Annotated in this window: 21 protein-coding genes; 15 read left to right on the top strand and 6 right to left on the bottom strand. The window is 62.1% G+C overall.

Translation table 11 applies throughout. The annotated features are described in order from the left end of the window. Nucleotides 1-7: 7 nt before the first annotated feature. Nucleotides 8-1,183 carry an efflux RND transporter periplasmic adaptor subunit gene (locus tag LVE68_RS03440; protein ID WP_233005644.1) on the bottom strand — a complete coding sequence of 392 codons (1,176 nt, stop codon included), beginning with the start codon at nt 1,181-1,183 and terminating at the stop codon, nt 8-10. Between the two features lie 436 nt (nt 1,184-1,619). On the opposite strand from LVE68_RS03440, the gene LVE68_RS03435 reads away from it, so the two are divergent. The 8 genes from LVE68_RS03435 to LVE68_RS03400 all read left to right on the top strand — a co-directional run bounded on the left by LVE68_RS03435 (nt 1,620) and on the right by LVE68_RS03400 (nt 11,172). Then, nucleotides 1,620-2,279, top strand: a complete 660-nt coding sequence (locus LVE68_RS03435; protein ID WP_233005643.1) for a LexA family protein — start codon at nt 1,620-1,622, stop codon at nt 2,277-2,279. Beyond that, complete coding sequence (locus LVE68_RS03430; protein WP_233005642.1) at nt 2,276-3,559, top strand: Y-family DNA polymerase; 1,284 nt, start codon at nt 2,276-2,278, stop codon at nt 3,557-3,559. The genes LVE68_RS03435 and LVE68_RS03430 overlap by 4 nt, the downstream gene beginning before the upstream one ends. 810 nt (nt 3,560-4,369) lie before the next feature. Continuing rightward, nucleotides 4,370-5,605 carry a cation:proton antiporter gene (locus LVE68_RS03425; protein ID WP_233005641.1) on the top strand — a complete coding sequence of 412 codons (1,236 nt, stop codon included), beginning with the start codon at nt 4,370-4,372 and terminating at the stop codon, nt 5,603-5,605. A 25-nt stretch (nt 5,606-5,630) separates the two neighbouring features. Then, entirely contained in the window at nt 5,631-7,820 is a 2,190-nt protein-coding gene (locus LVE68_RS03420; protein WP_233005640.1) for an FUSC family protein, read from the top strand. A gap of 50 nt (nt 7,821-7,870) precedes the next feature. Then, nucleotides 7,871-8,083 (top strand): DUF1656 domain-containing protein, encoded by a 213-nt coding sequence (locus LVE68_RS03415; protein ID WP_233005639.1) that lies wholly within the window; start codon nt 7,871-7,873, stop codon nt 8,081-8,083. 24 nt (nt 8,084-8,107) lie between these two features. Beyond that, a complete protein-coding gene (locus LVE68_RS03410; RefSeq protein WP_233005638.1) occupies nt 8,108-9,211 on the top strand; it encodes an HlyD family secretion protein in 1,104 nt (367 codons plus the stop codon). Beyond that, nucleotides 9,186-10,706 carry an efflux transporter outer membrane subunit gene (locus LVE68_RS03405; RefSeq protein ID WP_233005637.1) on the top strand — a complete coding sequence of 507 codons (1,521 nt, stop codon included), beginning with the start codon at nt 9,186-9,188 and terminating at the stop codon, nt 10,704-10,706. Before LVE68_RS03410 ends, LVE68_RS03405 begins: the two co-directional genes overlap by 26 nt. A 16-nt stretch (nt 10,707-10,722) precedes the next feature. Continuing rightward, a complete protein-coding gene (locus LVE68_RS03400; protein ID WP_232942984.1) occupies nt 10,723-11,172 on the top strand; it encodes a potassium channel family protein in 450 nt (149 codons plus the stop codon). 7 nt (nt 11,173-11,179) lie between these two features. Here the strand turns inward: LVE68_RS03400 and LVE68_RS03395 are convergent, their stop codons facing one another. Then, nucleotides 11,180-11,407 (bottom strand): hypothetical protein, encoded by a 228-nt coding sequence (locus LVE68_RS03395; protein WP_232942983.1) that lies wholly within the window; start codon nt 11,405-11,407, stop codon nt 11,180-11,182. Between the two features lie 374 nt (nt 11,408-11,781). On the opposite strand from LVE68_RS03395, the gene LVE68_RS03390 reads away from it, so the two are divergent. From LVE68_RS03390 to LVE68_RS03375, 4 genes are all read left to right on the top strand, one after another. Continuing rightward, the gene (locus tag LVE68_RS03390; RefSeq protein WP_232942982.1) at nt 11,782-13,707 is read left to right on the top strand and encodes a glycoside hydrolase family 3 protein; all 1,926 of its coding nucleotides are present in this window, start codon (nt 11,782-11,784) and stop codon (nt 13,705-13,707) included. Nucleotides 13,708-13,854: 147 nt separating this feature from the next. Beyond that, a complete protein-coding gene (pxpB, locus tag LVE68_RS03385; RefSeq protein WP_232942981.1) occupies nt 13,855-14,559 on the top strand; it encodes a 5-oxoprolinase subunit PxpB in 705 nt (234 codons plus the stop codon). Then, complete coding sequence (locus LVE68_RS03380; RefSeq protein ID WP_232942980.1) at nt 14,552-15,481, top strand: biotin-dependent carboxyltransferase family protein; 930 nt, start codon at nt 14,552-14,554, stop codon at nt 15,479-15,481. The genes pxpB and LVE68_RS03380 overlap by 8 nt, the downstream gene beginning before the upstream one ends. A gap of 54 nt (nt 15,482-15,535) precedes the next feature. Beyond that, nucleotides 15,536-16,270, top strand: coding sequence for a 5-oxoprolinase subunit PxpA (locus tag LVE68_RS03375; RefSeq protein ID WP_232942979.1), 735 nt, complete (start codon nt 15,536-15,538; stop codon nt 16,268-16,270). 36 nt (nt 16,271-16,306) lie between these two features. Here LVE68_RS03375 and LVE68_RS03370 read toward each other — a convergent pair whose 3' ends face one another. The 3 genes from LVE68_RS03370 to LVE68_RS03360 all read right to left on the bottom strand — a co-directional run bounded on the left by LVE68_RS03370 (nt 16,307) and on the right by LVE68_RS03360 (nt 18,322). Further along, on the bottom strand, nt 16,307-16,996 hold the full coding sequence (locus LVE68_RS03370) for an aspartate/glutamate racemase family protein (protein ID WP_232942978.1): 690 nt from the start codon (nt 16,994-16,996) through the stop codon (nt 16,307-16,309). After that, complete coding sequence (locus LVE68_RS03365; protein WP_232942977.1) at nt 16,993-17,328, bottom strand: antibiotic biosynthesis monooxygenase family protein; 336 nt, start codon at nt 17,326-17,328, stop codon at nt 16,993-16,995. Before LVE68_RS03365 ends, LVE68_RS03370 begins: the two co-directional genes overlap by 4 nt. 106 nt (nt 17,329-17,434) lie before the next feature. Next, nucleotides 17,435-18,322 carry an N-acetylmuramoyl-L-alanine amidase gene (locus LVE68_RS03360; protein WP_232942976.1) on the bottom strand — a complete coding sequence of 296 codons (888 nt, stop codon included), beginning with the start codon at nt 18,320-18,322 and terminating at the stop codon, nt 17,435-17,437. Between the two features lie 727 nt (nt 18,323-19,049). Between LVE68_RS03360 and LVE68_RS03355 the strand changes: the two genes are divergently transcribed. The 3 genes from LVE68_RS03355 to LVE68_RS03345 are packed head-to-tail and all read left to right on the top strand — an operon-like array spanning nt 19,050 to nt 22,350. Further along, nucleotides 19,050-20,426: an SH3 domain-containing protein gene (locus tag LVE68_RS03355; protein WP_232942975.1), complete on the top strand. Its 1,377-nt coding sequence runs from the start codon at nt 19,050-19,052 to the stop codon at nt 20,424-20,426. Continuing rightward, complete coding sequence (locus LVE68_RS03350; protein WP_232942974.1) at nt 20,423-21,517, top strand: dipeptide epimerase; 1,095 nt, start codon at nt 20,423-20,425, stop codon at nt 21,515-21,517. The genes LVE68_RS03355 and LVE68_RS03350 overlap by 4 nt, the downstream gene beginning before the upstream one ends. A 41-nt stretch (nt 21,518-21,558) precedes the next feature. Beyond that, nucleotides 21,559-22,350 (top strand): MurR/RpiR family transcriptional regulator, encoded by a 792-nt coding sequence (locus tag LVE68_RS03345; protein WP_232942973.1) that lies wholly within the window; start codon nt 21,559-21,561, stop codon nt 22,348-22,350. 101 nt (nt 22,351-22,451) lie between these two features. Here the strand turns inward: LVE68_RS03345 and LVE68_RS03340 are convergent, their stop codons facing one another. Beyond that, the gene (locus LVE68_RS03340) at nt 22,452-23,951 is read right to left on the bottom strand and encodes a transglutaminase-like domain-containing protein (RefSeq protein ID WP_232942972.1); all 1,500 of its coding nucleotides are present in this window, start codon (nt 23,949-23,951) and stop codon (nt 22,452-22,454) included. Nucleotides 23,952-23,954 lie beyond the last annotated feature (3 nt).

Genomic DNA, 23,954 nt, shown 5'->3' with positions numbered 1-23,954 from the left:
CACTCCGTTACTTGCGGGCCAACTGGGTAATGGGCTGTACGGCCATGCCGTCCACCACATTGGCGACGGTGGAGGTCACCACCCGCTCGCCATCAGCGACGCCAGAGGCGACCACGACCCGGCTTTCAGAAGTGGACAGGACTTCCACCGTGCGGATATCCAGGCGATCCTCTTCGTCGATCACGTAGACTTTGTCGGCATTGCGCAGGGCCTCCCGGGGGAGCACCGTGGCGCGGCGCTCCTGCACGCTCTCTGTCTCGGCAGTGACAAATAGCCCGACAGCGAGCGGGACGCCGTCACTGGCGCCCGCCCCATAGGGATCTTTCACTTCGGCCACGGCATAGATCAGACGTGTCTGCTGGTCCACCGCAGCCTGGGTGCGGACGATGTGTCCCTGCCACTGGCGCTGTTGCCGGCCCACCTGGGCTGACAGGGTTACCTGCGGGCCCGGGTTGTCGTTGCTGGCGACAAAGCCCATGGGCAGCTCCAGTTCCTGTAGTTGTGCATCGGTGAGTGGCAGGCGCACCTCAACGCGGTCGGTGGCAAATACCCGGCCCAGGGGCATGCTGGCAGTGACATACTGGCCCACGCCGATATCGCGGCTGATCACCCGGCCACGGAAGGGCAGCTTGATGCGGGTGCGTGCCAGGTTCAGTTTCGCATCGGTGAGCTCTGCCCTGGCGGAACGTAACCTGGCCTCGGCTTCCGCTACCTGGGGCTGGTTAACCTGCAGTGGGGTGGGCTTTTTGTTGGGATTGATGGATTCCCATTGCTTGCGCTTGATGTCGGCAGCGGCTTTCGCCTGCATCAGCAGGACCTCGGCCTGTCTTACGCCGGTTTCGGCTCGGGCCACCGCCAGGCGATAGTCGGCATCATCAAGCTGGATCAGGGTCTCGCCGGACTCAAAGCCGGCGCCCTCGGCAAAGTTTTCCGAGATGGCAATAATGCGGCCGGAAACCTGTGGTGTCAGGTCGATCTCAGTGTGCGCCCGCACTTCCCCCTGGGTGCTCACCGCGAGGTGTACCGATTCCTCCCGGGCCTCGCTGAACAGCAGCGATACCGGGCGCTGCTCTTCCTCTTTCTTTTCCGGTGCCGGCTTGGCGGCGGACATGAATTGTACTACCCCGAACCCCAGCGCCAGCACCATTACTGGTGCGGCAGCTTTCAAAACTTTCTTCTTCATTTGTCTCATCTCGCCAGATTCGCCGAAATCCTTGCCGGCGTCAGTTGGTGTGAGTTGGTATGGACCGTGTGCGATAAGATCACGAAACCCCAAGAGCGGCTACAGGTGCGAAGCCGGGTTGAGCCGGTCGAGCGATGAATTCCTGTTGCCAACGATTCTATTGACGGGATGGGGGAGTAGTTTGGATGCAGCCGGTTACAGATTTTATTGATCGACCGGAAAAGAGGCGCAGCAGTATGTTTAATTTAGCGCCAGAAGGGCCGGTGCAATAGCCAGTGCCCGGCCCCCGGAAGCCGATGGTTCACCATGTTGGCATGGGGTGCCAAGTGCAGGCGCGCGGATACCGGGAGCGACTGGCGTGGCGCCGGACTGCCGGTCAGTCCTGTCGGCACCGCGGTGCTTGACCTGCTGGGGCTACCTGCCGAAAATACTGGATATGTGTACAGTATTTTCTAACCCTGTCCCGTTATTGCCAGTCGCCGTGTCCGCCGGCTTCCCGTCACCGGCGGCAGCCTATGCCGCCCGGCCTCTGGTGCTGGATGACTGGCTGTGGCCCAGCCGCGCCAGTTGCCAGCTGGTTCCCCTGGGCGGGCATGGCCGGGTGCACCTTGTGCTGGACCGGTCCCTGCAGCCGGTGGCGGGCGACCGGGTATGGGTCGGCGCCGATGCGGAGCCGCTGCAGTGGCCGCCGGCAGGCGCGGAAACAGGGGAGGGGACGGGGGTCGTGATCGCGGCCACCATCGCCCTTTACCGGCGGCGGCCCGATCCCGGCCCCGCGCCCGGCAGTATCCACGACTGGCTGATCCGGCGGCCCCACGCCAGTTACCTGGTGCGGGCCGAGGGGCATTCCATGACCGGCTTTGGTATTCACCACGGCAGCCTGCTGGTGGTGGATCGCAGCTGCGAGTTGCACGATGGTGACATTGTCATCGCCGGGTCCGAAGAGGGCTTCCTGGTCAAGCAATACCGGGGCAACCCGCCCCGGCTGTTGGCGGGCCACGGGGACTACCCGGATATTGTCCTGGCGCGCTCGCCGCAGTTCGACCTGGACGGGGTGGTGATTGCCAGCCTCACCCGGCACAGGGGGAAACCGTGAAGCGCTGGGACCAGCAGCCCGACCAGGTCGCCCTGGTGGACGTCAATAACTTCTATGTGTCCTCGGAGCGCGCCTTCGACCCCCGCATCCGCCACCGGCCGGTGGTGGTGTTTTCCAACAACGATGGCTGCGTGATCGCCCGTAGTGGCGAGGTCAAGGCGATGGGGGTGAAAATGGGCGTGCCGGTGTTCGAGGTGCGCCAGCTGTTCCGCGACCGCGGTGTTGTGGTGCGCAGCAGCAACTACGAGCTCTACCACGATATGTCCACCCGCTTCGTGGCGTCGCTGGAACAGTTCTGCCCGGATGTAGAGCAGTACAGTATCGATGAGAGCTTCCTGCACTTTGCCGGTTTCGGCGAGGGGCTGGCGACACATTGCCAGCAACTGGTGACGTCGGTACACCGGTGGACATCCATGCCCTGCTGCGCGGGGATTGCCCCCACCTGTACCCTGGCGAAGGCGGCCAACCATTTCGCCAAGACCCTGGGTGTCCCCGGGGGTGTCCTGCACATCGGTTCCGAGTACCACCGCCAGCAGCTGCTCAGGCAGATGCCGGCAGGCGACGTGTGGGGCGTCGGCCGCCGGCTGGCAAAGCGGCTGGCAACGCTGGACATCCACACCGCCTGGGACCTGGCGTCGTCCCATGTCCCCACTATCCGCAAGGCATTTGGGGTAACGCTGGAGCGCACCGTGCGGGAACTGCAGGGGATTCCCTGTATTGAACTGGCGCCGCTGGCGCAGGCGAAAAACGAGATCGTCTCCGGGCGTATGTTCGGCCGTTTGCTCGTGTCGTTTGACGATGTAATGGCGGCGGTGGCCAACCATGTGCAGCTGGCGGGAGAGAAGCTTGCCGCCCAGGATGGCGTCACCGGCCGGCTCACCGTGTCGGTCCAGACCCGGGCTGCCGGGCAGGAGTGGCGGCATGTGTCGGGGCAGGCGGAATTCCGCCCGGCAACGAAAGACAGCAGGGCGCTCACGTCTGCCGCCAGGGGCTGCCTGGAGGAGATATATGTAGCCGGGCGCGACTATCGCCGCGCTTCGGTCTGTTTTTCGGCTCTGGAACCGGCGCAGGAACAACAGGACGACCTGTTCGGCAATGCCGGCGACGACGACAATGAACGCCTGTCGGCTTGCCTGTCGGAAATCAACCGCCGGTTCGGGCGGGGCGGGGCGGTGCTCGCCAGTGCCCGGCTGTCGGACGAATGGCAAATGAAACGCGAACACCTGTCACCGGCATATACCACTGACTTCCGGCAGCTGCCGGTGGCGCGGACGGGATAGCAGGCAGTTACCGGAAGGTGGGCGATGCGGGGGCGGCGTTGTTGGGAATATGCAGGAGGTGGGAGAGTAACCGAGTCCTCTCGCACATTGAGAGACATGTGGGCGTGATCACCGTCCCGAGCTGGCTTTGGCTGGCCAGGTTCAGGAAACAGGCTAAAGATATTCCGTGCCATCCCAGTCAAGTACTGGCAAGTCCTGTCCCTGTGCAAACTTCTCAGAGAGCACTTCCTCCGCCCTTGTGCCATCGATGGGAATGCCACTCCTCCACAAGTCGCCCGCCACGCCGTACGGCTTGCCGCCAAAGCAGGTGCTGCAGGTGACTTTATAGTAGTAGCCTTCGGTTACTTCGGCTTCCCTTCCGCAAATGACACACTGATCCATAATGCTTTCCGGTAATGGCGCTGATTTAGATGGGCGGGCTGTTAGTTGCCGCTAACACGATCTGCTGGCCCGCATTGAATGCCCGGCTTCTACTCATGTCGTTTGTCCGCAGTTCGCCGGGGCGCGGCGGCCTGCCGCGTACTCCCGGCTGAAAGGTAGTGCAATAAACACCCTAGCGGCCATACCAGGGGCACTTCAGGGCGGATGGTACATTCCATGGTATGGCAAAGCCCCAGCCGCCCAAGCCCGCCAGCACAGTGGCCCTATACAGCGCTGACACCGCCCGATCCGATGGCGTTCGGTTTGCCTGCATGCTCAGTGGGCAGGCGGGTAGGGCGATAGTGTCATCTAGACTAAGGACAGCTTCCAGGTCCCTGCGCTGCCGTGGGTGGGCAATGGCTGGAACGCGCCACAAGGCTTGGGTTACCCATGAATTACCAGAATGTCTGTATCCTGGCGCTGTTTGTATTTCTCTACAGCGTCATCGGCGGTCGTGCGGACCGGACACCGATCAACGGTGCCCTGGTATACACCCTGTTCGGGTTCCTGATGGGGGCCCAGGGCCTGGGATTGCTGGATCTCAATGTTGACTCCGGGGGGATGCGTGCGCTGGCGGAGCTGACCCTGGCCCTGGTGCTGTTCACCGATGCCGCCAACGCGGACCTGGGCGTGCTGCGGCAGACGATCAGGGTGCCGCGGCGCCTGCTACTTGTGGGCCTGCCCCTGACCATTGTGCTGGGTGTTGTCGTGGGTGCTTTCCTGTTCGACGGGCTGAGCCTGTTCGAAGTGGCGGTACTGGCGACGATGCTGGCACCGACGGACGCTGCGCTGGGCAAAGCGGTAGTGACCAACACCGCGGTACCTCCCTATATCCGCCAGGGGCTCAGTGCGGAGAGCGGGCTCAATGATGGTATTTGCGTCCCGATATTGTTTGTATTCCTGGCACTGGCCTCTGGTGCGGTGACACCGGAGGCCTCCAAAGGACTGGGGCTGATGCTCGTGCTGAAAGAGCTGGGCCTGGGCTTGCTGGTGGGGCTGGGATTGACGCTTTTGATGGCGCACCTCCTCCGGGCTGCGTCAGGGCGTGGCTGGGTCACAGAGACCTGGGGCCAGGTCCCGGTACTGGCCATGGCGTTGGGATGTTTTTCCGCCGCGCAGTGGCTTGGTGGCAGCGGCTTCATCGCAGCATTTTCCGGCGGGTTGCTGTTCGGCTGGCTGGCCCGGGCAGAGAAAGAACCGCTCCTGACGGCCGCGGAGGAGACCGGGGATACCCTGGCCCTCCTGACCTGGGTCGCCTTCGGGGCTGGGGTGGTCGGGAATTATCTTCACCTGCTCTCCTGGCAGGTGTTCTGCTATGCGGTCCTGAGCCTGACGGTGGTGCGCATGTTGCCGGTTTTCCTGTGCCTTGCTGGCGTCGGTTCCTCGACGTCGGAAAAGCTATTCATAGGCTGGTTCGGCCCGCGCGGGCTAGCGAGCATTGTCTTCGGCGTAATTGTACTGAATGAGAGGCTGCCCGGCGGAGGGACGATCGCAGTGACAGTGGTGTGTACGATCCTGCTGAGCGTCATTGCCCACGGCCTCACCGCCAACTCCTTTGTCCGCCGGCTGGCCGCCGGTGAGCCCAGCCGGCTCGCGCGCAGTGAAACCGACCATCACGAACGGTGAGCGGGGCAGGGGAGGACTTACCTTGATGCTGAAATTGCCCCCACTGAGCGTCGCTACTCGCGAATCAATAAAGACCGCCCTGGCGATGGTGTCAGTCTATGGCATTACCCTCAGCCTCGACTGGGGTAAGGCGGCGTGGGCGGGACTCGCGGTGGCAGTGGTGAGCCAGTCGTCGCTCGGTATGTCGCTCAATAAGGCAGCATTACGAATGCTGGGCACGCTGATGGCTGTGGTGGCCGCGCTGGTGATAGTGGCGCATTTTCCCCAGGACCGGTGGCTGTTTATGGCTGCACTGTCATCGTGGCTGGGAGTGTGCACTTATCTCTCGCTGGGGGCAAAAGACTCCTACTTCTGGCAAATTGGCGGCTGGGTCAGTGTGATCATCTGCGTCAACGCAGCCACCAGTCACAGCGGCGCCTTTGAAATCGCGATGCTGCGTACCCAGCAGACGGGACTGGGTATCCTGGTGTACTCCCTGGTGGCCCTGCTGATATGGCCACGCAACAGCAGAGGGGATCTCCGGGAGGCTTTCGAGCGGTTACAGTCTGCCCAGCTGGCGCTTTTTCAGGAGTGCCGGGCAGTGCTTGCCGGCGCCGGGCGAACAACGGCACTGGTGAACGCGCGCAGCGACCTTGTCCACGCGCAGTCGGCGGTCAGTCCGTTGCTGGATGCGGCCATTGCAGACAGCCACTTGGTCCACGAGAGACGCCGCGAATGGCAACAGCTGCTGGCATCGTCGACAGAGCTGACCGAGTTACTGGAGCGGCTGAGCGAAAGTCTCTACCAGGTGGATGACAGACTGTTGCGGGAACTGCTACCCGGTATCGACAGTTACTGCTCCGGAGTTGAAAGGCGCTTGCAGGCGCTGACGGGGCCCGTCGGAGAAATGCAGCCCGGCGAGCCACAAGAATACGGCAAAATAGCTGTCGAGGCGGCGCGCATTCCCGATTCCCGGCTACTGGATTCGGCTGTGGTTACCGTCCTCAGGAGGCTGTTGCAGCGGGTTTCCGAGCAGGTGGATAGCGTAGCCCAGGCCGCATGCGCGATTAGTAATGAAGCTAAGAGTCGCGGTAGTAAATTCCCGGCCGTGGCCGACACGGGTGCGGCGTCGAGGATGTTGGGGAACCTGATGCCCGATCCAGACCGGCTCGGCGGGGTTGCCCGGGTAATATTCACCATCTGGCTGGCTTACCTGGGTTACCTGTACGTTGACGGCCTGCCGGCAGGGCCACTGATCCTCTCCCTGGCCGCTTCACTGTCGATTGCACTGGCGGCAATGCCCTTTGTTGCACCGCGCAAAATATTCCTGCCAGTGTTGGTGGCCATTCTCTGTTCCGGGGCCATCTACCTGCTGGTGCTGCCGCACTTATCAACTTTCTGGTCGCTGGGACCATTGATCTTCGGCGTGACATTCGCCCTCTGCCTGCTGTTTTCCGGTCCCCGCAGGGCTGCCGGGCGGTCCATAGCGCTGGCATTTTTCGTGTCCGTGATGGGTATCAGCAACTCACAGGTTTACAGCTTCAGCGCTGTCGCCAACATGCTGGTTGTTGTCACCCTCCTGCTGATACTACTGTCCTTTGCTGCCTATATACCCTTCTCGCCACGCCCTGAGCACATGTTCCAGCGCCAACTCGGGCAGTTTATGTGCAGCTGCGCGTGGCTCCTCACGGGCCGACCCACCGGTTGGCGCAGCCGCTATCACCGCAACCTGGTCGCCCGGATTCCTGCCAGACTCTCCCTGTTAGCGGGGGTTATTGAGCGGCGCTACCTGCCAGGGGATAGTGAGGCTAACTTGCGGGCTGTGGTTGCCCGGTGCGAGGCACTGGCCGCGCGTATCAATGCGCTCGTGGAGGCGCGCCTGCACGCCGGCGATGTTGCGGGCAAAAACGCTACAGGGGCGGCACTGGAATCCTGGCAGGGGGCCGCGGCTGATGCGCTGGAGCGATTGGCGGCTGTTACCCGGAAGGGGGAGCGTCCAGCCCCCGCCAATTCCAGCGCACGGGAAGGTGCACAACTGCGGGAAATCGAAAACCTGCTGCGCCAGTACCATGGCGCGACAGGGGCGCCTGCCGGTAGTCAGCCGGACGGGCGTCAGCTGGAAGGGGCACTATTACTGCTGGGGGTGTCCCGGAGTGTCAGTGAGCTACTGGCCTCCCTCACTGAGCAGCTGCGCGGGATTGACTGGCGAAAATGGAGTGAACCGCGTTTTTTCTAGCAAGGAACAGCAATTGCCAGGGCACAGCAACTCACGGAGTGATATACACGATGTTGCCAATACCTCATGAAATATCCCTGGGAGGGATTTACCTGCCCCCCCTGCTGCTTGCCGCTGTCCTGGGGTTCGGGGCGGCCACGATGACGGCACGAGCATTCGATCATTATCGACTCTCCCGGTATTTTGCCAGTCCCCCACTGGTCCTGATTGGCATGGTGATCATATACACCCTGCTGTTCGGCATTTTTTTTATTGGCATCTGAAACATGAATGCCGCGAGAAATTACTTGTTTTCCGGGCTGGTCCTGCTGCTTGCAATGGTGGTAGCACTCCTGGCCGTATGGAAGTTTCTCGAAAACCCATGGACCCGAAACGGCCAGGTGCGAGCCTGGGTTATTCAGGTGACGCCTAACGTGACCGGGCAGGTAGTGGATGTACCGGTGAGTGATAACCAGTATGTGCAGCGTGGCGCGCTCCTGTTCCAGATTGACCCGCGCCCCTTTGAGACGGAACTGGCGCGTGCCCGCGCAGAATACGACAAAACCGGTGATAGCTACCTGGCCACCGAGCAGCAGGTACAGGTTGCGGCGGCGCAGGTTGAGGCGGCCGAGGCTGCTGTCTGGCAGGCTGAGAGCGCTATAAAGGAAATTGATGCCGAGATCGAGAAGAGCCGTGCCGAACTCCAGCGGCAACGACAATTGTTGCCGCAGCGCGCCACGTCACGAAAATCGCTAGAGCGCGCGCAGGCGGAACACGCCATTGCGCGGGAAAAGCGAAAGGGGGCAGAGGCGAAACTGGCACAGGCGCGGGCTTCGCTCGACGGGGCCCGTGCTGACCTGGAAGAGGCCCGTGCACGGCTGGGTACTGTCGGCGAGGGAAATGCCAGTATCCGGGCTGCGCGAGCGGCCGTCCGGCAGGCGGAACTCAACCTGGAGTTTAGCCGGGTAACTGCGCCAGTGGATGGTTACATTACCAACCTGAGGCTGCGCGATGGGAGCCAGGCTGTCGCCAATAAGGCCGCCCTGGCAATTGTCGACGCCGGCAGCTTCTGGGTAGAGGGTTATTTCAAGGAAACCAGCATTGCACGGATTGCGCCGGGAGATCGTGCCGTCGTTACCCTGATGGCATATCCGGACCGGCCACTGGCGGGGCGGGTAGACAGTATCAGCCGCGGGATTTCACAGCAGGATGGCAGCACCGGCAACGAACTGTTGCCTGCGGTGAGCCCGACCTTCGACTGGATTCGCCTGGCGCAGCGCGTGCCGGTGAAAATCGTGTTGGACAATGTGCCCGACGATGTCGAGCTGCGGGTTGGAATCACCGGTTCGGTGATGGTGAAAAGCGGCACCGCCGCCCGGGAAGAGAATGGACCGGTATCCTCTGGAAAGTAGGTCCTTGCCACAGGCCGTGCGGGCGCTTGAGAGCCCGTGGACCCTACTGGTACTGGTCTGTTGCCTAGCGGGCTGCACCCTTGGGCCGGACTATCGGCCCCCGCCGGTGCCGCTCGAGGACAGCTGGAGTAAAGAGCGCAGTGCACGCCTGGACAGCGGCCAGCCTGTCGATCCGCTCTGGTGGGAGCATGCATTCAGCGACCCGGTTCTGGACCAGCTGGTGGCTATATCGCTGGACCGGAATCTCACTCTTCGCTCGGCTGCCTTGAGGGTAATGCAGGCACAGCAGCAACTGGCTATTGCCGTCGGTAACCAGTACCCGCAGCTGCAGGAATTGGCCGGTTCTGTCTCGCGTACCAAGGAGAGCGAGCTGATCATCGAGGAATACGATATTGGCTTCAATCTCAGCTGGGAGCTGGATATGTGGGGGCGATTCCGGCGCCAGGTGGAGTCCGCCAGCGCCGACCTTGGCGCCAGTGTGGCCGATTACGACGGTGTCCTGGTTTCGCTGGTAGCCCAGGTTGCCCAGACGTATGTGGCGATCCGAACCACGCAGGCACGGCTGAAGGTGGCCAGGAATAATATCGACCTGCAGGAAGAAAGCCTGCGTATCGCCCGGGCGAAGTTCGAGGCCGGGGAGGTCAGTGCGCTCGATGCCGAGCAGGCCGAGGCGCTGTTGTATAACACCCGCGCGGCTGTACCCAGCCTGGAAACCACGCTGCAGCAATTGAAGAACACGCTGGCGGTGCTGCTGGGAATGCCGCCCACGGCAGCCACATCACTGGCGGGGATGCCGGGCGCGATTCCGGTTGTCCCAGCACAGATTGCCATCGGTATGCCCCAGGACCTGTTGCGCCAGCGGCCGGATGTGAGGGCGGCGGAGCGACGCCTGGCGGCACAGAGACCGCAGATTGGTGTCGCCGAGGCTGAGCTGTACCCGGCCTTTTCCATCGGTGGCTCGATCGGCTCGCGCGCGATGGAAGCCGGTAGGCTGTTCGAGGGGGAAAGTGAAGCCTGGAACCTGTTCGGGGGCTTCCAGTGGAACCTGTTTAATTACGGCCGGCTGCGTAGCAATGTTCGCTTGCAGGATGCGCGCTTCCAGCAATTGTTGGAGGACTACCGCCAGGCCGTGCTGCAGGCCCAGGCTGACGTGGAGAATGCGATTGTGGCGTACCTGAAATCCCACGAACAGTTGGAAAGCTATCGCCGCGCCGCGGCGGCGTCGAGCCGCTCGGTGGCACTGTCGTCCGCCCAGTACACCAACGGGCTGGTCGGTTTCAACACGGTGATCAGTACCCTGACCGCTGACGCACAGCAGCAGGACCTGCTCGCCCGGGCCCGGGGTGCAGTGGCTGCCAACCTGGTGCAGGTATACCGATCACTGGGCGGCGGCTGGGAGGTACGTGAGAGCCGCAGCGTTAAGCAGCTGCTGCCGGTGCCGGTCCGGGATGAGATGCTCGATCGTACCGGTAAGTGGAAGAAGGTGCTGCAATAGGGAAGGCGGGAAAGTAATGCTCAAGGTGATCCTGATCGCATCGGTACTAATCATCCTGACAACCATGGTTCACGCGGTTGCCATGATAATTGCCATTCACTGGACTCGCGCCCTCAACCAGTTGCGCCCGGGGCATCCGGTTCTGGTGCCCGGCCGCCCCGCGGTGGTCTCACTCACTGTGCTGCTGATGTTCCTGACCTCGACATTCGAGGTCTGGATCTGGGCCACCGCCTACCGCATGCTGGGAGCGTTCCGGGAACTGGAACCGGCCATGTATTTTTCGATGGTTTCATTCACCACCCTGGGATACGGCGATATTGTGCTGGGGGAAGAGTGGCGCCTGCTCTCATCATTGCAGGCAGCCAGTGGCATCATCATTTTCGGCTGGACCACGGCAATCGTGATCATGGTGGTCCAGCGCCTGTATACGAAGGATTCACTGGGCTCCCCTCGCGACCCTGAATAAGCTGGAATTAACGACTGGATAAGCGCACCGCGCTGGTTACAGCCTGGATGGGTGGCTGTGGCCCCGCCCCCGCCTCCTTGTGCGGCTTGTCGGTGACAAAGGCCTTGGCCGTCGCCACCCAGGCCGCACCAGCCTCGGGGAAGATCACCAGGGGCAGGGTGACCGCCATCAGCAGGAACAGCGAGCCGAGAAAGGTCGGCTTGTCGATGATTTCATTCCAGCTGCTCGATGACACGCTTGCCTCCATGATCCCATGGACCAGAATGCAGGCATCCGTATCCGGCCAGGTGGTTCACTTTGTGAACCGTTTACCAGCCATATGTTGAATTAAGCGTAAACAATCCTGTGCGTTTCATCGCCGCGGGCCGCCCCGGGGTGGGATAAGCTTGCCGAATGTAGAAATCGCCGCCTCAGGGGCTGCCCTGATGAGGGACTTTTGTCATTTCCCGGCTGTCTGTGTCGGTATCCGCTGGAAATGTCGATGCGTGCCCCCGAGCCGGGCGGACAGCGGCCCGACGCTGCGCGGTTTTTCCTTGTGAACGGGAAAGATCTTCGGCAGAATAAAATATTCCATCCAGAAAGCCGCAAAATAATGGATTATCTCCCGCGATGAAGATTCCTAGCCTGTCCAGAATTGCCCGGCCCGCGGCCCTGCTGGCCGCCTTGTTCTCACTTTCCGCGTGCGACGACACTGAGGTGGCAGCCGTATCGGACCTGGACCTGCGGCAGAAAATTGCCCAGAAGATCATGCTGGACCTGCGTTATTACTGTGGGACGACCAACCGCGGAGATGGCATGCGGGAGAACTGCCGGCAACCGGTCACCGAGCTGCCGCCGGAATTGGGGGACTTGATTGCCCGCAACAGCCTGGGGGGGGTGATCCTGTTTGCCGATAACCTGCGGGACAGTGGCCAGATGGTGCGGCTGAATCACGCATTGCAACGGGCGGCACTTGAATCTGCTACCGGCTGGCCGCTGCTGCTGGGGATAGACCAGGAAGGGGGGCGCGTGAATCGCCTGCCCCGCAATGAGAGTGCGGCATTTGCCGGCAATATGGCCATCGGTGCCACCTACCCGAAGCACGGTGATGTGTTCGCGCGCCAGACCGCCCTGGCCATGGCAGAGCAGCTGAAGGTACTGGGGTTCAATGTCAATTTTGCCCCCACGGTGGATGTGAACAGCAACCCGGATAACCCGGTGATCAATGTCCGTTCCTATTCCGAGGATCCACAGGTGGTGGCGGAGCTGGGGACTGCCAGCGTGCAGGCTTTCCAGCAGGGCGGTATTGCCGCAACCCTGAAGCATTTTCCCGGCCACGGTGATACCTCGGTCGACAGCCACACCGGGCTGCCGCGGGTTGAGCGCAGCCGGCAGCAGGCACGGGCCACGGACCTGCTGCCATTCCGGCATGTGATCGGCGCCGCTGCGCCGGCACTGACCATGACCGCGCATATCCAGTACCCGGCATTGGATGACAGCACTCTGGTTGCGAAAAGCGGTGAGGAAATCGTCGTGCCCGCCACCCTGTCACGGAAAATCCTCACCGGAATTCTTCGGGACGAATACGATTATCAGGGGCTCATCATTACCGATTCCCTGCATATGGCCGGTATCAGCCACTACTTCACCCCGGAAGAGGCGGTGGTGCGCACTTTCGCCGCCGGTGCGGATATTGCCCTGATGCCGATCAAGGTGCGTTTCCCTGAGGACCTGGAAAAGCTGGACCAGCTGATCACCGACGTGGTGGCGGCAGTGGAGCGGGGCGAGCTGTCCCTGGCGGAAATTGATGCTTCGATCGACCGCATTGCCGCCCTCAAGCAGCGTGTGATCGATCGCGACTGGATTGGTGCGGGGGAGCGGGAGAAAGTCGCCGCGGCGCGACAGGTAATGGCCAGCCCGGGGCACCGGACAATTGCCCGTGAGCTGGCCGGTGCGGCGCTCAGCGCCATTTACCCGGTCGAGGCCGGGACGCTGCCGGTGATCGACCAGGGGGTGCAGACCATCCAGGTTGTCGCCCCATCGGAGGAGGTGGGCCAGGCTTTCCGCCTTTCGCTGGAGGCGGTCACCCGTGCCCGGATCGAGATAGTGCCACCGCAGGAAGCAGCGGCGCGGATCGAGGACCAACCCGCCGACCTGGTGATTGTCGCCAGCATTGTTCCCGGCGAGAGTGCGGTGGAATGGGGTGGTATGGAAGACTTGCCGGGACTGCGCCGCGCGCGCCTGCCGGTGCACGCACTGTACCGCGAGTATCGCAAGACACTGGAACGCGCACGGGCGCGGCAATGCAAGACCGTGTTTGTCAGCATGCGCTCGCCGTACGAGGCCGCGGGCTTCCGTGAACTGGCGGATATCCATATCGCCAGCTTTGACTACAAGGCGTTTATCGACAATGACAACCGGCTACATGGGCCGATTTATATGGCCCTGGCCGAGGCGCTGACCCGGAAAACCCTGCCCGCTGGTGCGGTACCGGTGACGGTATTGCCAGTGGAATCGCCCTTGCCGGCCGGCTCCCCGGGTAACCCCGGTACCTGATATAGCGGATGGAATGCGGCGCAATTACCCGGCTCGCCGGTGCTGCGCCGGCGGGCTGTTTTGAGATAACCTGTAGGGGAATTCCAGGGGATATGTACGGCCGGTGCCCCGTTATCCCGGGGTGCGGCGAGAGCAGGGAGTGGCCTTATGATGCGGATCGCAGATTCCAGCGACGAATCCCTCACACTCTACCTTTCCGATGATTATGACGAGCGGACGCTGGCGCGTATCGCGCGACTGACCGCGCTGGTGCGCCGCGAGATGGGTGACCGGGTCACCGATGTGGTGCCCTCTTACTGCAGTGTCACCGTCTTTTACGACCTGTTGCGCAGTGAATACCGCGAGGTTCACCGGAAACTTGAAGAGTGTGCGGAGCAGGTATTGCTGGAGCCGGATGAGGTAGAGGCAGCCCCGCAGGGCCGGATGGTGGAGTTGCCGGTCTATTACGGCGGGGAAGCTGCGCCGGACCTGGAACGGGTGGCGGAATTTGCCGGCCTCACCACCGGGGAAGTTATCGATATGCATGCGGCGGAAGAGTACCGCGTGTACGCACTCGGCTTTCGCCCGGGCTTTGCTTTTATGGGTAAAACGCCGCAACCCCTGCGAGTGCCCCGGCTGGATTCGCCCCGGCCCAGGGTGCCTGCCGGTGCCGTGGCCATTGCCGGTGCGCAGGCGGCGGTTTACCCGGACAGCTGCCCCGGTGGCTGGAACCTGATCGGCCGCTGTCCGGAGACGTTGTTTGACCGCAGCAGCAACCCACCGCGCGTCCTGCTGGCCGTGGGCGACCGGGTGCGCTTTGTGCCGGTGACCAGGAAAAAGTTCGAGCAGCTGGGGGGCGAACTCGATGGGTGAATTCGCCACGGTGGAGCGTGCCGGGCCCCTGACCCTGATCCAGGACAGCGGTCGCCATGGCCAGCGGCACCTGGGCGTCAGTCCCGGCGGTGCCCTCGATCGGCACGCGGCTGGCTGGGCCAATAGGTTACTGCGCAATGCACCGGGGGATGCCCTGCTGGAGATCACCCTGGGTCCCTTTGCCATGCGCTTTTCCCACGCCACCACATTTTCCCTGGCCGGTGCCGAGTGCAACTGGCGCCTCGACGGCAGGCCGGTTGCCAACTGGGCTGCACACCGTGCTGAAAGCGGCAGCCTGCTGGAGGCTGAGGTGGCCCGCAGTGGTGTCCGCAGTTACCTGGCCCTGGCCGGGGGAATCCAGGCTGAACCGGTCTGGGGCAGCAGGGCCACAACGGTGGGCGAGCGGATTGGCGGCATTGCCGGCAGGTCGTTGCGGTCCGGCGACCGGTTGCCCTATATCGCCGCTGCCGAGACGCTCTTGGCCGGGGTGCCGCGCGAGTATATTCGCGAGTACGGCGGCGATATCCCGCTGCGGCTGGTGCCTTCCAACCAGTTTGAGCTTTTCTCTTCCGCGCACCGGCAAACCCTGCTGTCGCAGGCTTACCGGGTGTCGCCCCTTTCAGACCGGATGGGGGTGCGCCTGGAGGGCTCACCCATGACCGGGTTGCCGGGAAGTATGATTTCGGAGGCAGTGGCGCCGGGCGCAGTCCAGGTGCCAAGTAACGGGCAGCCGATCGTTTTGATGGCAGATTGCCAGACGATCGGCGGTTACCCGAAAATCGGCCATGTTTACAGCGTGGACCTGGACCTGTTGGCGCAGGCGCGCCCGGGGGCGACGGTATTATTCAGCCTCGGCACGCTGGAAGGGGCGCAGCAGGCCCTGCGGCAGCAGCGGCGCTTTTTCGAGTGCGAAACCGGTTAGCGAGGGTGATGGAAACGGGCGCATGAAGCGAGATAAACCAGTTGGGAGGCCGGCATGAAACTGAACTGTGACCTGGGGGAAGGCTACGGCCGCTGGCAGGTGGCCGGGGAAGCCGCGGTAATGCCGCATATCGACATGGCCAATGTTGCCTGTGGTTTCCATGCGGGCGACCCGCTGACTATCCAGCGTACCCTGCGCCTGGCGGCGGATCACCAGGTACAGGTGGGTGCCCATCCGGCTTACCCGGACCTGGCGGGATTCGGCCGCCGCTCGCTGCAGTGCTCCCCGGATGAGATTTCCGCGATGGTGCTGTACCAGATTGGTGCCCTCGAGGGGCTGGCCAGGGCAGTGGGCACCCGGGTGGAGTACGTCAAGCCGCACGGGGCCCTGTACCACGATATGCTGCGGGACGAGTCGGTGTTACGCGCAATTCTCGCGGCCGTGGCCAGTCACGGGCGCAACCTGCCGCTGATGCTGATGGCAACACCGGATGCCGAACGGCACCGGCAGCTGGCGGCGGAATACGGGCTGGATGTGCTGCTGGAAGCCTTTGCCGACCGGCGCTATACCCCTGCCGGGCTGCTGGTGCCGCGTAGTGAGGAGGGGGCGGTGCTGCACCGGCGAGACGAGATACTGCGCCAGGTACAGGAAATTGCTGCCGGTAGTGTCACCACCAGTGACGGCCGGCAGTATGCCCTGCAGGCGGACACCATCTGTGTGCACGGGGATAACCCGGAAGGTGTCGCCACGATTGTGGACATCCGCCGGGCGCTGGGTGAGCGGCGCTAGCCCCGGCTCCTTTTCCTGGCATCAGTCTTCCCGGCATCAGTCCAGTGCGTATGCCACGGCCCTGTCTGTATGGATGGCGGTGGTATCGAACAGCGGCACCGGTGTATCGGGCTGTTGCACCAGCAGTGAAATCTCCGTGCAACCGAGGATAACGCCCTCTGCGCCGCGGCCTGCCAGCCCGGCGATAATTTCCAGGTAGCGCGCTTTTGAGTCGGGGTTGGCCCTACCCTGGCACAGCTCGGTATAGATCACCCGGTGTACCAGCTCCCGCTCACCCTCATCGGGGACCAGCACCTCAACCCCCTGTTGCCGCAGGCGCTCGCGGTAAAAGTCCTGCTCCATGGTAAATCGCGTGCCCAGCAGGCCAACTTTCCCGATTCCATGCCGGCGCAGGCTGTCGGCTGTGGCATCGGCGATATGCAGGAGCGGTATGCCGACCTGCGCCTGCACCTGGTCTGCGATTTTGTGCATGGTGTTGGTGGCGATCAGCAGGAAATCGGCACCGGCCGCCTCTACTCCCTGCGCGGCGCGGGCCAGGATCTCGGCGGTGGCTTCCCAGTTACCCTCGTGCTGCAACTGTTCGATCTGGGCGAAGTCCACACTGTAAAGTGCGATCCGCGCCGAGTGCTGGCCACCCAGTGCCTCGCGTACACCCTGGTTGAGCAGGCGGTAATACTCCAGCGTGGATTCCCAGCTCATGCCGCCCAGGATGCCAATGGTTTTCATGGCGTCCCGCTCCGGTCAAAGGTGTAATCCCGCTCGACCCTGCAAATCCGCGTGCTGAAAGCGGTATACCATTTTTCGCGGCCCAGCCGGCGGGCCTCGCAGTGCTCCGTGTGGTGCTTCCAGCGCTGGATGGATTCCAGGTCCCGCCAGTAGGAAACCGTAATGCCCACACTCTCGCGGGCGCTGTCGGCGCCCAGGAAGCCGGGCTGGTCCGTGGCGAGTTCCAGCATCCGTGCGGCCATGGTGCCGTAGCCATCGTCGATGTCGCTGCGCAGGCTGGTGAAGATGACCGCGTAGTAGGGGGGCTGCGGGGTTCGGGCAATGGTGTCCATACTGGTTCAGGCTCCCGTGTTTCTCCTGCGGGAATTCTACCCCGTCCCGGGGCAGGGAAGACACCCGGCGCGCGGCGAGCCCGGGCGTCCGTCATTTGCCCGCGGATTATTCGCGTTCCAGTTCGGCCAGCACGCTGGTATTGATTTCGGGGTAGCCGCTCAGTTTGCGAGGGGAGTATTTTTCCAGCAGTGCCAGCAGGATCGCGCGGGACTGGTTGTCCACTTCGCCGTCCACTTTCCAGGGGCGGAAATGGTACTGGAAGGCACGGGTATAGAGGCTGATGTCCTCGTCGGTGGCGGACTCCGGGTCAATGCCGTAGCCGTAGTCCGCGAGCCACTGGGCAAACCGGCGACGCAGGCTTTCCCGGTCACTGGAAGTATTGCCCTGCAGGTGTTCCAGGTGACGCTGGACGGTTTCTTCTTCGTACCAGGCGCCGATGCCGGCCTCGGCCAGCTGTTGCCACGGGAAGCGAGGGCCCGGGTCGATCTTGTACTGGGGAATCACGTCGCCGTGGCCAATGATATTGGTAGGCGTGATGTCCGGGTAGCGGGCGAGGATATCCTTCGACAGGGCGATCAGCAGCTCGATCTGGGCCGGGTCGAACTCGGGGAAAAAGCAGTTTTCATCGCCGACGGCTACTTCGCCACTTTCCACTGGTGTGACGCAGTGGCTCTTGTTGACGATCTCGATACCAATCGACTGGTCATTGACCTGGGTGCGGTCTTTCCACTTGCCAGGCCCCGCGTGCCAGGCCCGGCGATTCTCGTCCACCAGCTGGTAGACACGCAGCTCGTCGTGGGGGTAACTGGGGTCGTCGCTTTCGGGAATCAGGTAATGGGAGCTGACCGGTGCGGAGCTGGGCTGGGTGAGGACCCGCAGGGAAGTGCCGAAGTCGATGGCGGTAAAGTGCATCACCAGGAAGCGCACCCGCTCACTGGCATTCTGCGATTCCACCGTCTCGATACGATAGTCACTGCCGGGGGTGTGATTCATTCCTGCGCTGCTGCAGCCGGCCAGTGCTGAAGCTGCGACAGCGGCGGCAAGGATTCGTCGCCAGCCCGGTATGGTGGAACCTCTTGCATGGCCGGTGCTGGTCATAGGGTGGGAAAACCTGCTGGACGACGGGTTCACTGAGTGGGGACAGCGGCTGTCTTTATTAGTCATTTGTTCTTCATCCTGGTCTTTGCGGGATTGCGCGTGTCGTCGCTGGCGCCATTCACTACATCGGAAGCTTTACCCCCAGCTCCCAAAGCTGCACCAGTGTGCAATCCTGCCTATTAAACATAAATAATTCTTGACCGTCCAACCCTAGATTAATATTTTATTCCTTGAGACAGCGTTGTCTTCAAGGCGGCAGTGGCAGCCGTCGATAGGTGCGGGTGGTAAGTCCTCTCTCTTATCTCCCTGGCATGTGGGCTGGAGGTTTGGCGTCGGTTCGCATGATTTTCTCGTCCTTGTCATTGGCCGGCGCTCTGCGCCGGTTTTTTTTATTACGAGATTATTCTTTGTTGTTGTGGTTGATTGAATAATGTATTCTTCTACCATGTCGGTTGTTGTGGTGATGCGCGTCAGTCCTGTTGGGGCAGGTACAGGATCCGTCATCCAGGCCACCGAATAACCGGATAATAAAAACACGGGGCCGAGGCATCCGTGACGACAACAAGGTAAGGCAGCGTTGATTCTCAAGGTTTCCCTTCACATCCTGATCGCGGGGCTCGTTTTGACGGGCACCGCACATGCTGGCGACCGGGCAGGTCCCGGGGCCGGCGGGGCCTCTCCCGTCTTTGTCAGTGACGTCCCCGGTATCTCTGAACAGATGCTCTCTGCCGACTACTGGGTGCAGCGGCTCGACGGCGATCCGTTGCGCATGGGCTCTGAGCAGGTCCATTCATTCAATGCCCGCAATTTCGCCCGGGGCGAATATCTGCACGACCTGCAGGCGCTGGGCGAAACCATGCCGGGTGAGCAGGTGCGCGATCTGCTCGACGGTATCAGCCGGCCGGCTTCCTCGCCGCGCTACTACCGCGATGGCCGCCAGGTGAGTGAGGCCGACTACGGGCGGATGCAGGCAGCTGTTCAGCGCGAGCAGGTTCCTGACGTCGTCGAACTGCAGTGGGGCGTGGTGGTGGAGCGGGCCAGTATGCGCAGCTTCCCGACCGGCGACCGTATTTTCAAGGCACCCGACGACCAGGACCTGGACCGCTTGCAGGAGACCGGCGTGTTTCCCGGCCAGCAGGTGGTGCTCCTGCACGAGAGTGCGGATGGCGAGTGGTGGTTTGCCGTCAATTACCACTATGCTGCCTGGCTGCCCAAGTCCGCGGTGGCGGTGGGTAAGCGTGGGCAGGTGGAGCAATGGCTGGGCATGGCACCTCGCCTGGTGGTGACCGGTGCGCAGGTCAGTACCAACTTCAACCCTGTCGATACGCGCACATCCGAAAAGGCGCTGGACATGGGTGTTTCGCTGCCGCTGCTGAGTGCTGCGGAGGTGGGGCACAATGTGAATGGCCAGAACCCGGTTGCCAGCCATATCGTCAGCCTGCCGGTGCGGGGAGAGGATGGCCGGCTCGAATTCGAGCCCACCCTGGTGGCGCGCAGCCGTGACGTCAATGTGGGGCACCTGGAATACCGGCCCTCGCTGGTTCTGGAACAGGCGTTCAAGTTCCTGGGTGAACGCTATGGCTGGGGACACGACTACAATGGCCGCGACTGCACCGGGTTCGTGGGCGAGGTTTACAAATCCTTCGGGATCCTGATGCCGCGCAATTCCGGCCAGCAGGGCAAGGGGGCCTTTGCGCCGACACAGTTTTTCGAGCCGGGGGATGACCGGAAGCGGCTGCAGGCCCTGGACAACCTGACCGTTGGCGACCTCATTTATATTCCCGGCCATGTGATGATGTATATCGGCCACGCCGGTGGCGAGCCGTATGTGATCCACGATGTAACCGGCTTGAGTTACTTTACCCGGGGTGACGAGCTATATCGCGGTACCCTGTCCGGCGTCTCGGTGACGCCCCTGAAACCCCTGCAGCTGGGCCGTGAGCGCAGCTTCGTGGACAGCATCTACGCCATCAAAACCATTCAACCGGTGATGCCATGAAAATAGTTGACGTCAAGCTGGGCATGCTCAAGGTGCCCCTGATCACGCCGTTCAAAACCGCGTTGCGGACTGTCGAGTGCGTGGAAGATGTGATCGTTATGCTGGAGACCGATGACGGTCGCATCGGCTACGGCAATGCGCCGGCGACCGCCGTCATTACCGGCGATACCCACGCCTCGGTTATCGCGGCTATCCGCGAAATCTTCACCCCGCTGCTGCTCAACCGGGACGTGGGCGACCTGAACCAGCTGGCGCGCGAAATCGACGGCGCCATGGTCAATAACACCAGTGCCAAGGCCGCAGTGGAAATCGCACTTTACGACCTGTTCGCACAGGGCTTCGGTGTGCCCCTGTACCGTGCCCTCGGTGGTGGCGAGAACAGCCTCACCACGGATATCACGATCAGTGTCGACTACATCGACAAGATGGTGGCGGACGCCGAGAGCGCCGTGGAGCGGGGCTTTGAAATCCTCAAGCTGAAAGTGGGCAAGGATATCCGCCTGGATATCGAGCGCATCAAGGCAGTCTACGCGGCAGTGAAGGGCAGGGCGTTGCTGCGCCTGGATGCCAACCAGGGCTGGAGCCCCAAGCAGGCCGTGCAGGCCATCCGCAGCCTGGAGGATGCCGGTGTGTTGCTGGAACTCGTCGAGCAGCCGGTCAAGGCCCGCAACCTGGAGGGCATGCGCTATATCTCCGAGCGTGTGAAAACGCCGATCATGGCCGATGAGAGTGTTTTCGGCCCACTGGAAATGATGGATATCATCCAGGGGCGGGTTGCCGAGATCATCAATATCAAGCTGATGAAAACCGGCGGCATCACCAATGCCCTTAAGATGACGGACCTGGCCGGCCTGTACGATGTGGAATGCATGGTAGGATGTATGCTGGAAACAAGCATTGGTGTGTCCGCCGCCGCGCACGTGGCTGCGGCCCGCTCAGCGGTGGTGTCAAAGCTGGACCTGGATGTGCCATCCCTGTGCGAGTTTGACCCTGTCATTGGCGGGGCAACTTATACCGATGCCGATGTCATTCTCAATGATACGCCGGGGCTGGGTATCGAAAAGATTGAAGGGCTGAAATTACTGGCCTAGTGGTATGCGCCGGTGAGCTGCCACCGCTGGAACAGAAAGCGATGACCTGTTTACTGAAAATGCGCGCGATGCGCGAACAGATGTCGGTGAACGAGCGCAAGCTCGCCGATTTTATTCTGGACAATACAAAGCTGCTGCGGGACTACTCCTCCCAGCAGCTCGCCGATGCGGTTGGTGTGAGCCAGTCGAGTGTGGTGAAGTTCTCCCAGAAGCTCGGTTACAAGGGTTACCCGAGCCTGAAGCTGGCGGTATACGAAAGCTATGCCGGCGGCATCTCCAGCCCGGTCGGCGGCGATGATGCGCCGCTGCCTTTCGGTGGGGCCAATACACCGCTGAGCGAACTGGGCCAGAAAAAACTCGAGGTACTGGAAAACACCGCGGGCATCAATGACCTGGAACATTTGCGTGCGGCGGTCAAGGCGATACGCAATGCCCGTTGCATCCAGGTTTCCGCCTGTGATGGATCTGTGTCAGTGGCCCAGTACCTCACCTACCAGTTGCTTGAGCTGGGCTGCTGGGCCGTGTTCGACCAGGGTGGAATGCTGCAGCGCTCCATGGTGGATAGCCTTGGCGAGGAGGATATGCTGTGCATCATCTGCGATATGCACGGTGAGGAGTCCCTGGTTGAAGCGGCCAACCACGCCCGGGAAAAGGGCATCAAGGTGCTGAGCCTGACCCGCTACAACTACAACGCAGCCAGCATCCACGCCGACATACGCCTGTATGTCATGCCCTCCGAAGAAGAGCAGCCGCTGCAGCGCCTGTTGTTCCGCTCTGGCCAGCTGCACCTGATTGAGAGCCTGGTCAGCGGTCTGCTGGTCGCCGAGCAGTAAGCCGGCGACCTGTTTTCCCTCATTCCTTTCCCGTTCGCGCCGGTAGTGGTTGACCGAAAGGCGGGGCCAGCCGGGGTAGAGTCCCGGCTGGGCCGGTCTGGTTACCTGGTGGCCAGTGTGGATTTGTCGGCGCCCTCGATTTCCCACTCCATGTTGTAGTCCCACTGGTCGAAGTACAGGTTGCCGCCCTGCCACTCAACTTCACCGCGCTGGGAGTCCACAGTCTCCGATCGGAAATGCTGTTTTTCCGGTGAGAAGGGGCGGCTGTAGTCCGTGTTGAAAATTAGCCGGTAGGCATCCAGCCCGCCCAGGTAGAACCAGGTCTCGGACTCATTGGCGCCGTCCAGCTTGCCGTGGGTGACATCCATTGGTAGCCAGCCATAGGGGGCCAGGTAGAACTCGCCCCAGTCGTGCATGGTGTCAAACGATTCCGGTGAAAATTCCCAGCCCGACTGCCAGCGTGCAGGGATGCCATTCATGCGCATCAGGGTCATCAGCAGCAGCGTCTGCTGGCCGCAGTCGGCGTGGCCGGCCCGGGCCGCGTACTGGCTGATATTGCGGATGGTGGAATATTCCCGCGCGCCGGCCCAGGGTATCTGGTCGACATGGGCAAAGAGTTTCTGCGCGATGCGGTAGGGGTGCTTCTCCTTTCCGACGATACGCTCGGAAAGCGCGCGCAGCTCCGGGGTAAACACCACATGCGGTGCGCGCTCGGATAAATAGGGTTCCAGGGCCGGGGTGAATTCCACTGGTTCTACCTGCCGTGGATCGATCGCGGTATGACGGGCGAGGCTGTCATAGCGGTAGCTGACGCGAAATTTAGTGGGCTCGCCGGCCCGGGCGGGCTGCTCGAGATAGACCGTGCGCTGGGCCTGGTCTGTCGGTGCCAGCTGGAACTCAGCCGGGGAGGTCGTGACCAGCTCGATATTTTCCTGCTTGCCGGCAATTTCCTGGGGGAAGGGAATCCAGGCCCGGACCATCTCCCCATCGGGGACCACGTCGGGATCGACGGTGAGCGTGTACTGGATGCGGATACGGTTGCGCGGCGGTGTGTCGGCGGCGATCACCTCGCGGTGGTGCGGGTGCAATGCATAGAGCGGTGCCTTGCCGGTAAAACGCTGGTAGTCATCCGTGCGTTGTGCCGCGGCATCTGAAATATGTACCAGGTTGTATGCGGTCTTGTTGAAGAAACGACGCTCGCCGTCGATTACCTTGGACTCAAGCAGGCCCTGCTGGTCCCAGGCGAGAATATCCTCGGCCGTGGCGTCGGGGATGTAGCGCTGGATAGATGGCAGCAGTTCATCACCGGTGAGCTGGAAATCCATCTCGATACGGCGCATGCGCTCATGCTCGAATTGCAGGGACGCGGCTTCACTGTCGGCGGGATCGCTTTCCAGCATCTTCCTGATCTCCTCGCGTGCTTTGCTGTAATGCCCCTGGTCGGCCAGTTGCTGCACCCGGGTCAATGAGCTTTCTGCTGCACTGCATCCCGCCAGTGCCATCGCCGCTACCAGTGCGGCGGGAATAAAAGCTTTGAAAGATGGGCGGCTCACCCGCACGGACAACATCGGGTTTTTTCTTCTCAAAAAGGTCTTGCGCACAGT

This window comes from Microbulbifer sp. YPW16 (genome assembly GCF_021290385.1).
Classification (GTDB): domain Bacteria; phylum Pseudomonadota; class Gammaproteobacteria; order Pseudomonadales; family Cellvibrionaceae; genus Microbulbifer; species Microbulbifer zhoushanensis.
The sequence above is the reverse complement of the archived record's forward strand: the minus strand, read 5'-3'. Positions and strand labels throughout refer to the sequence as shown.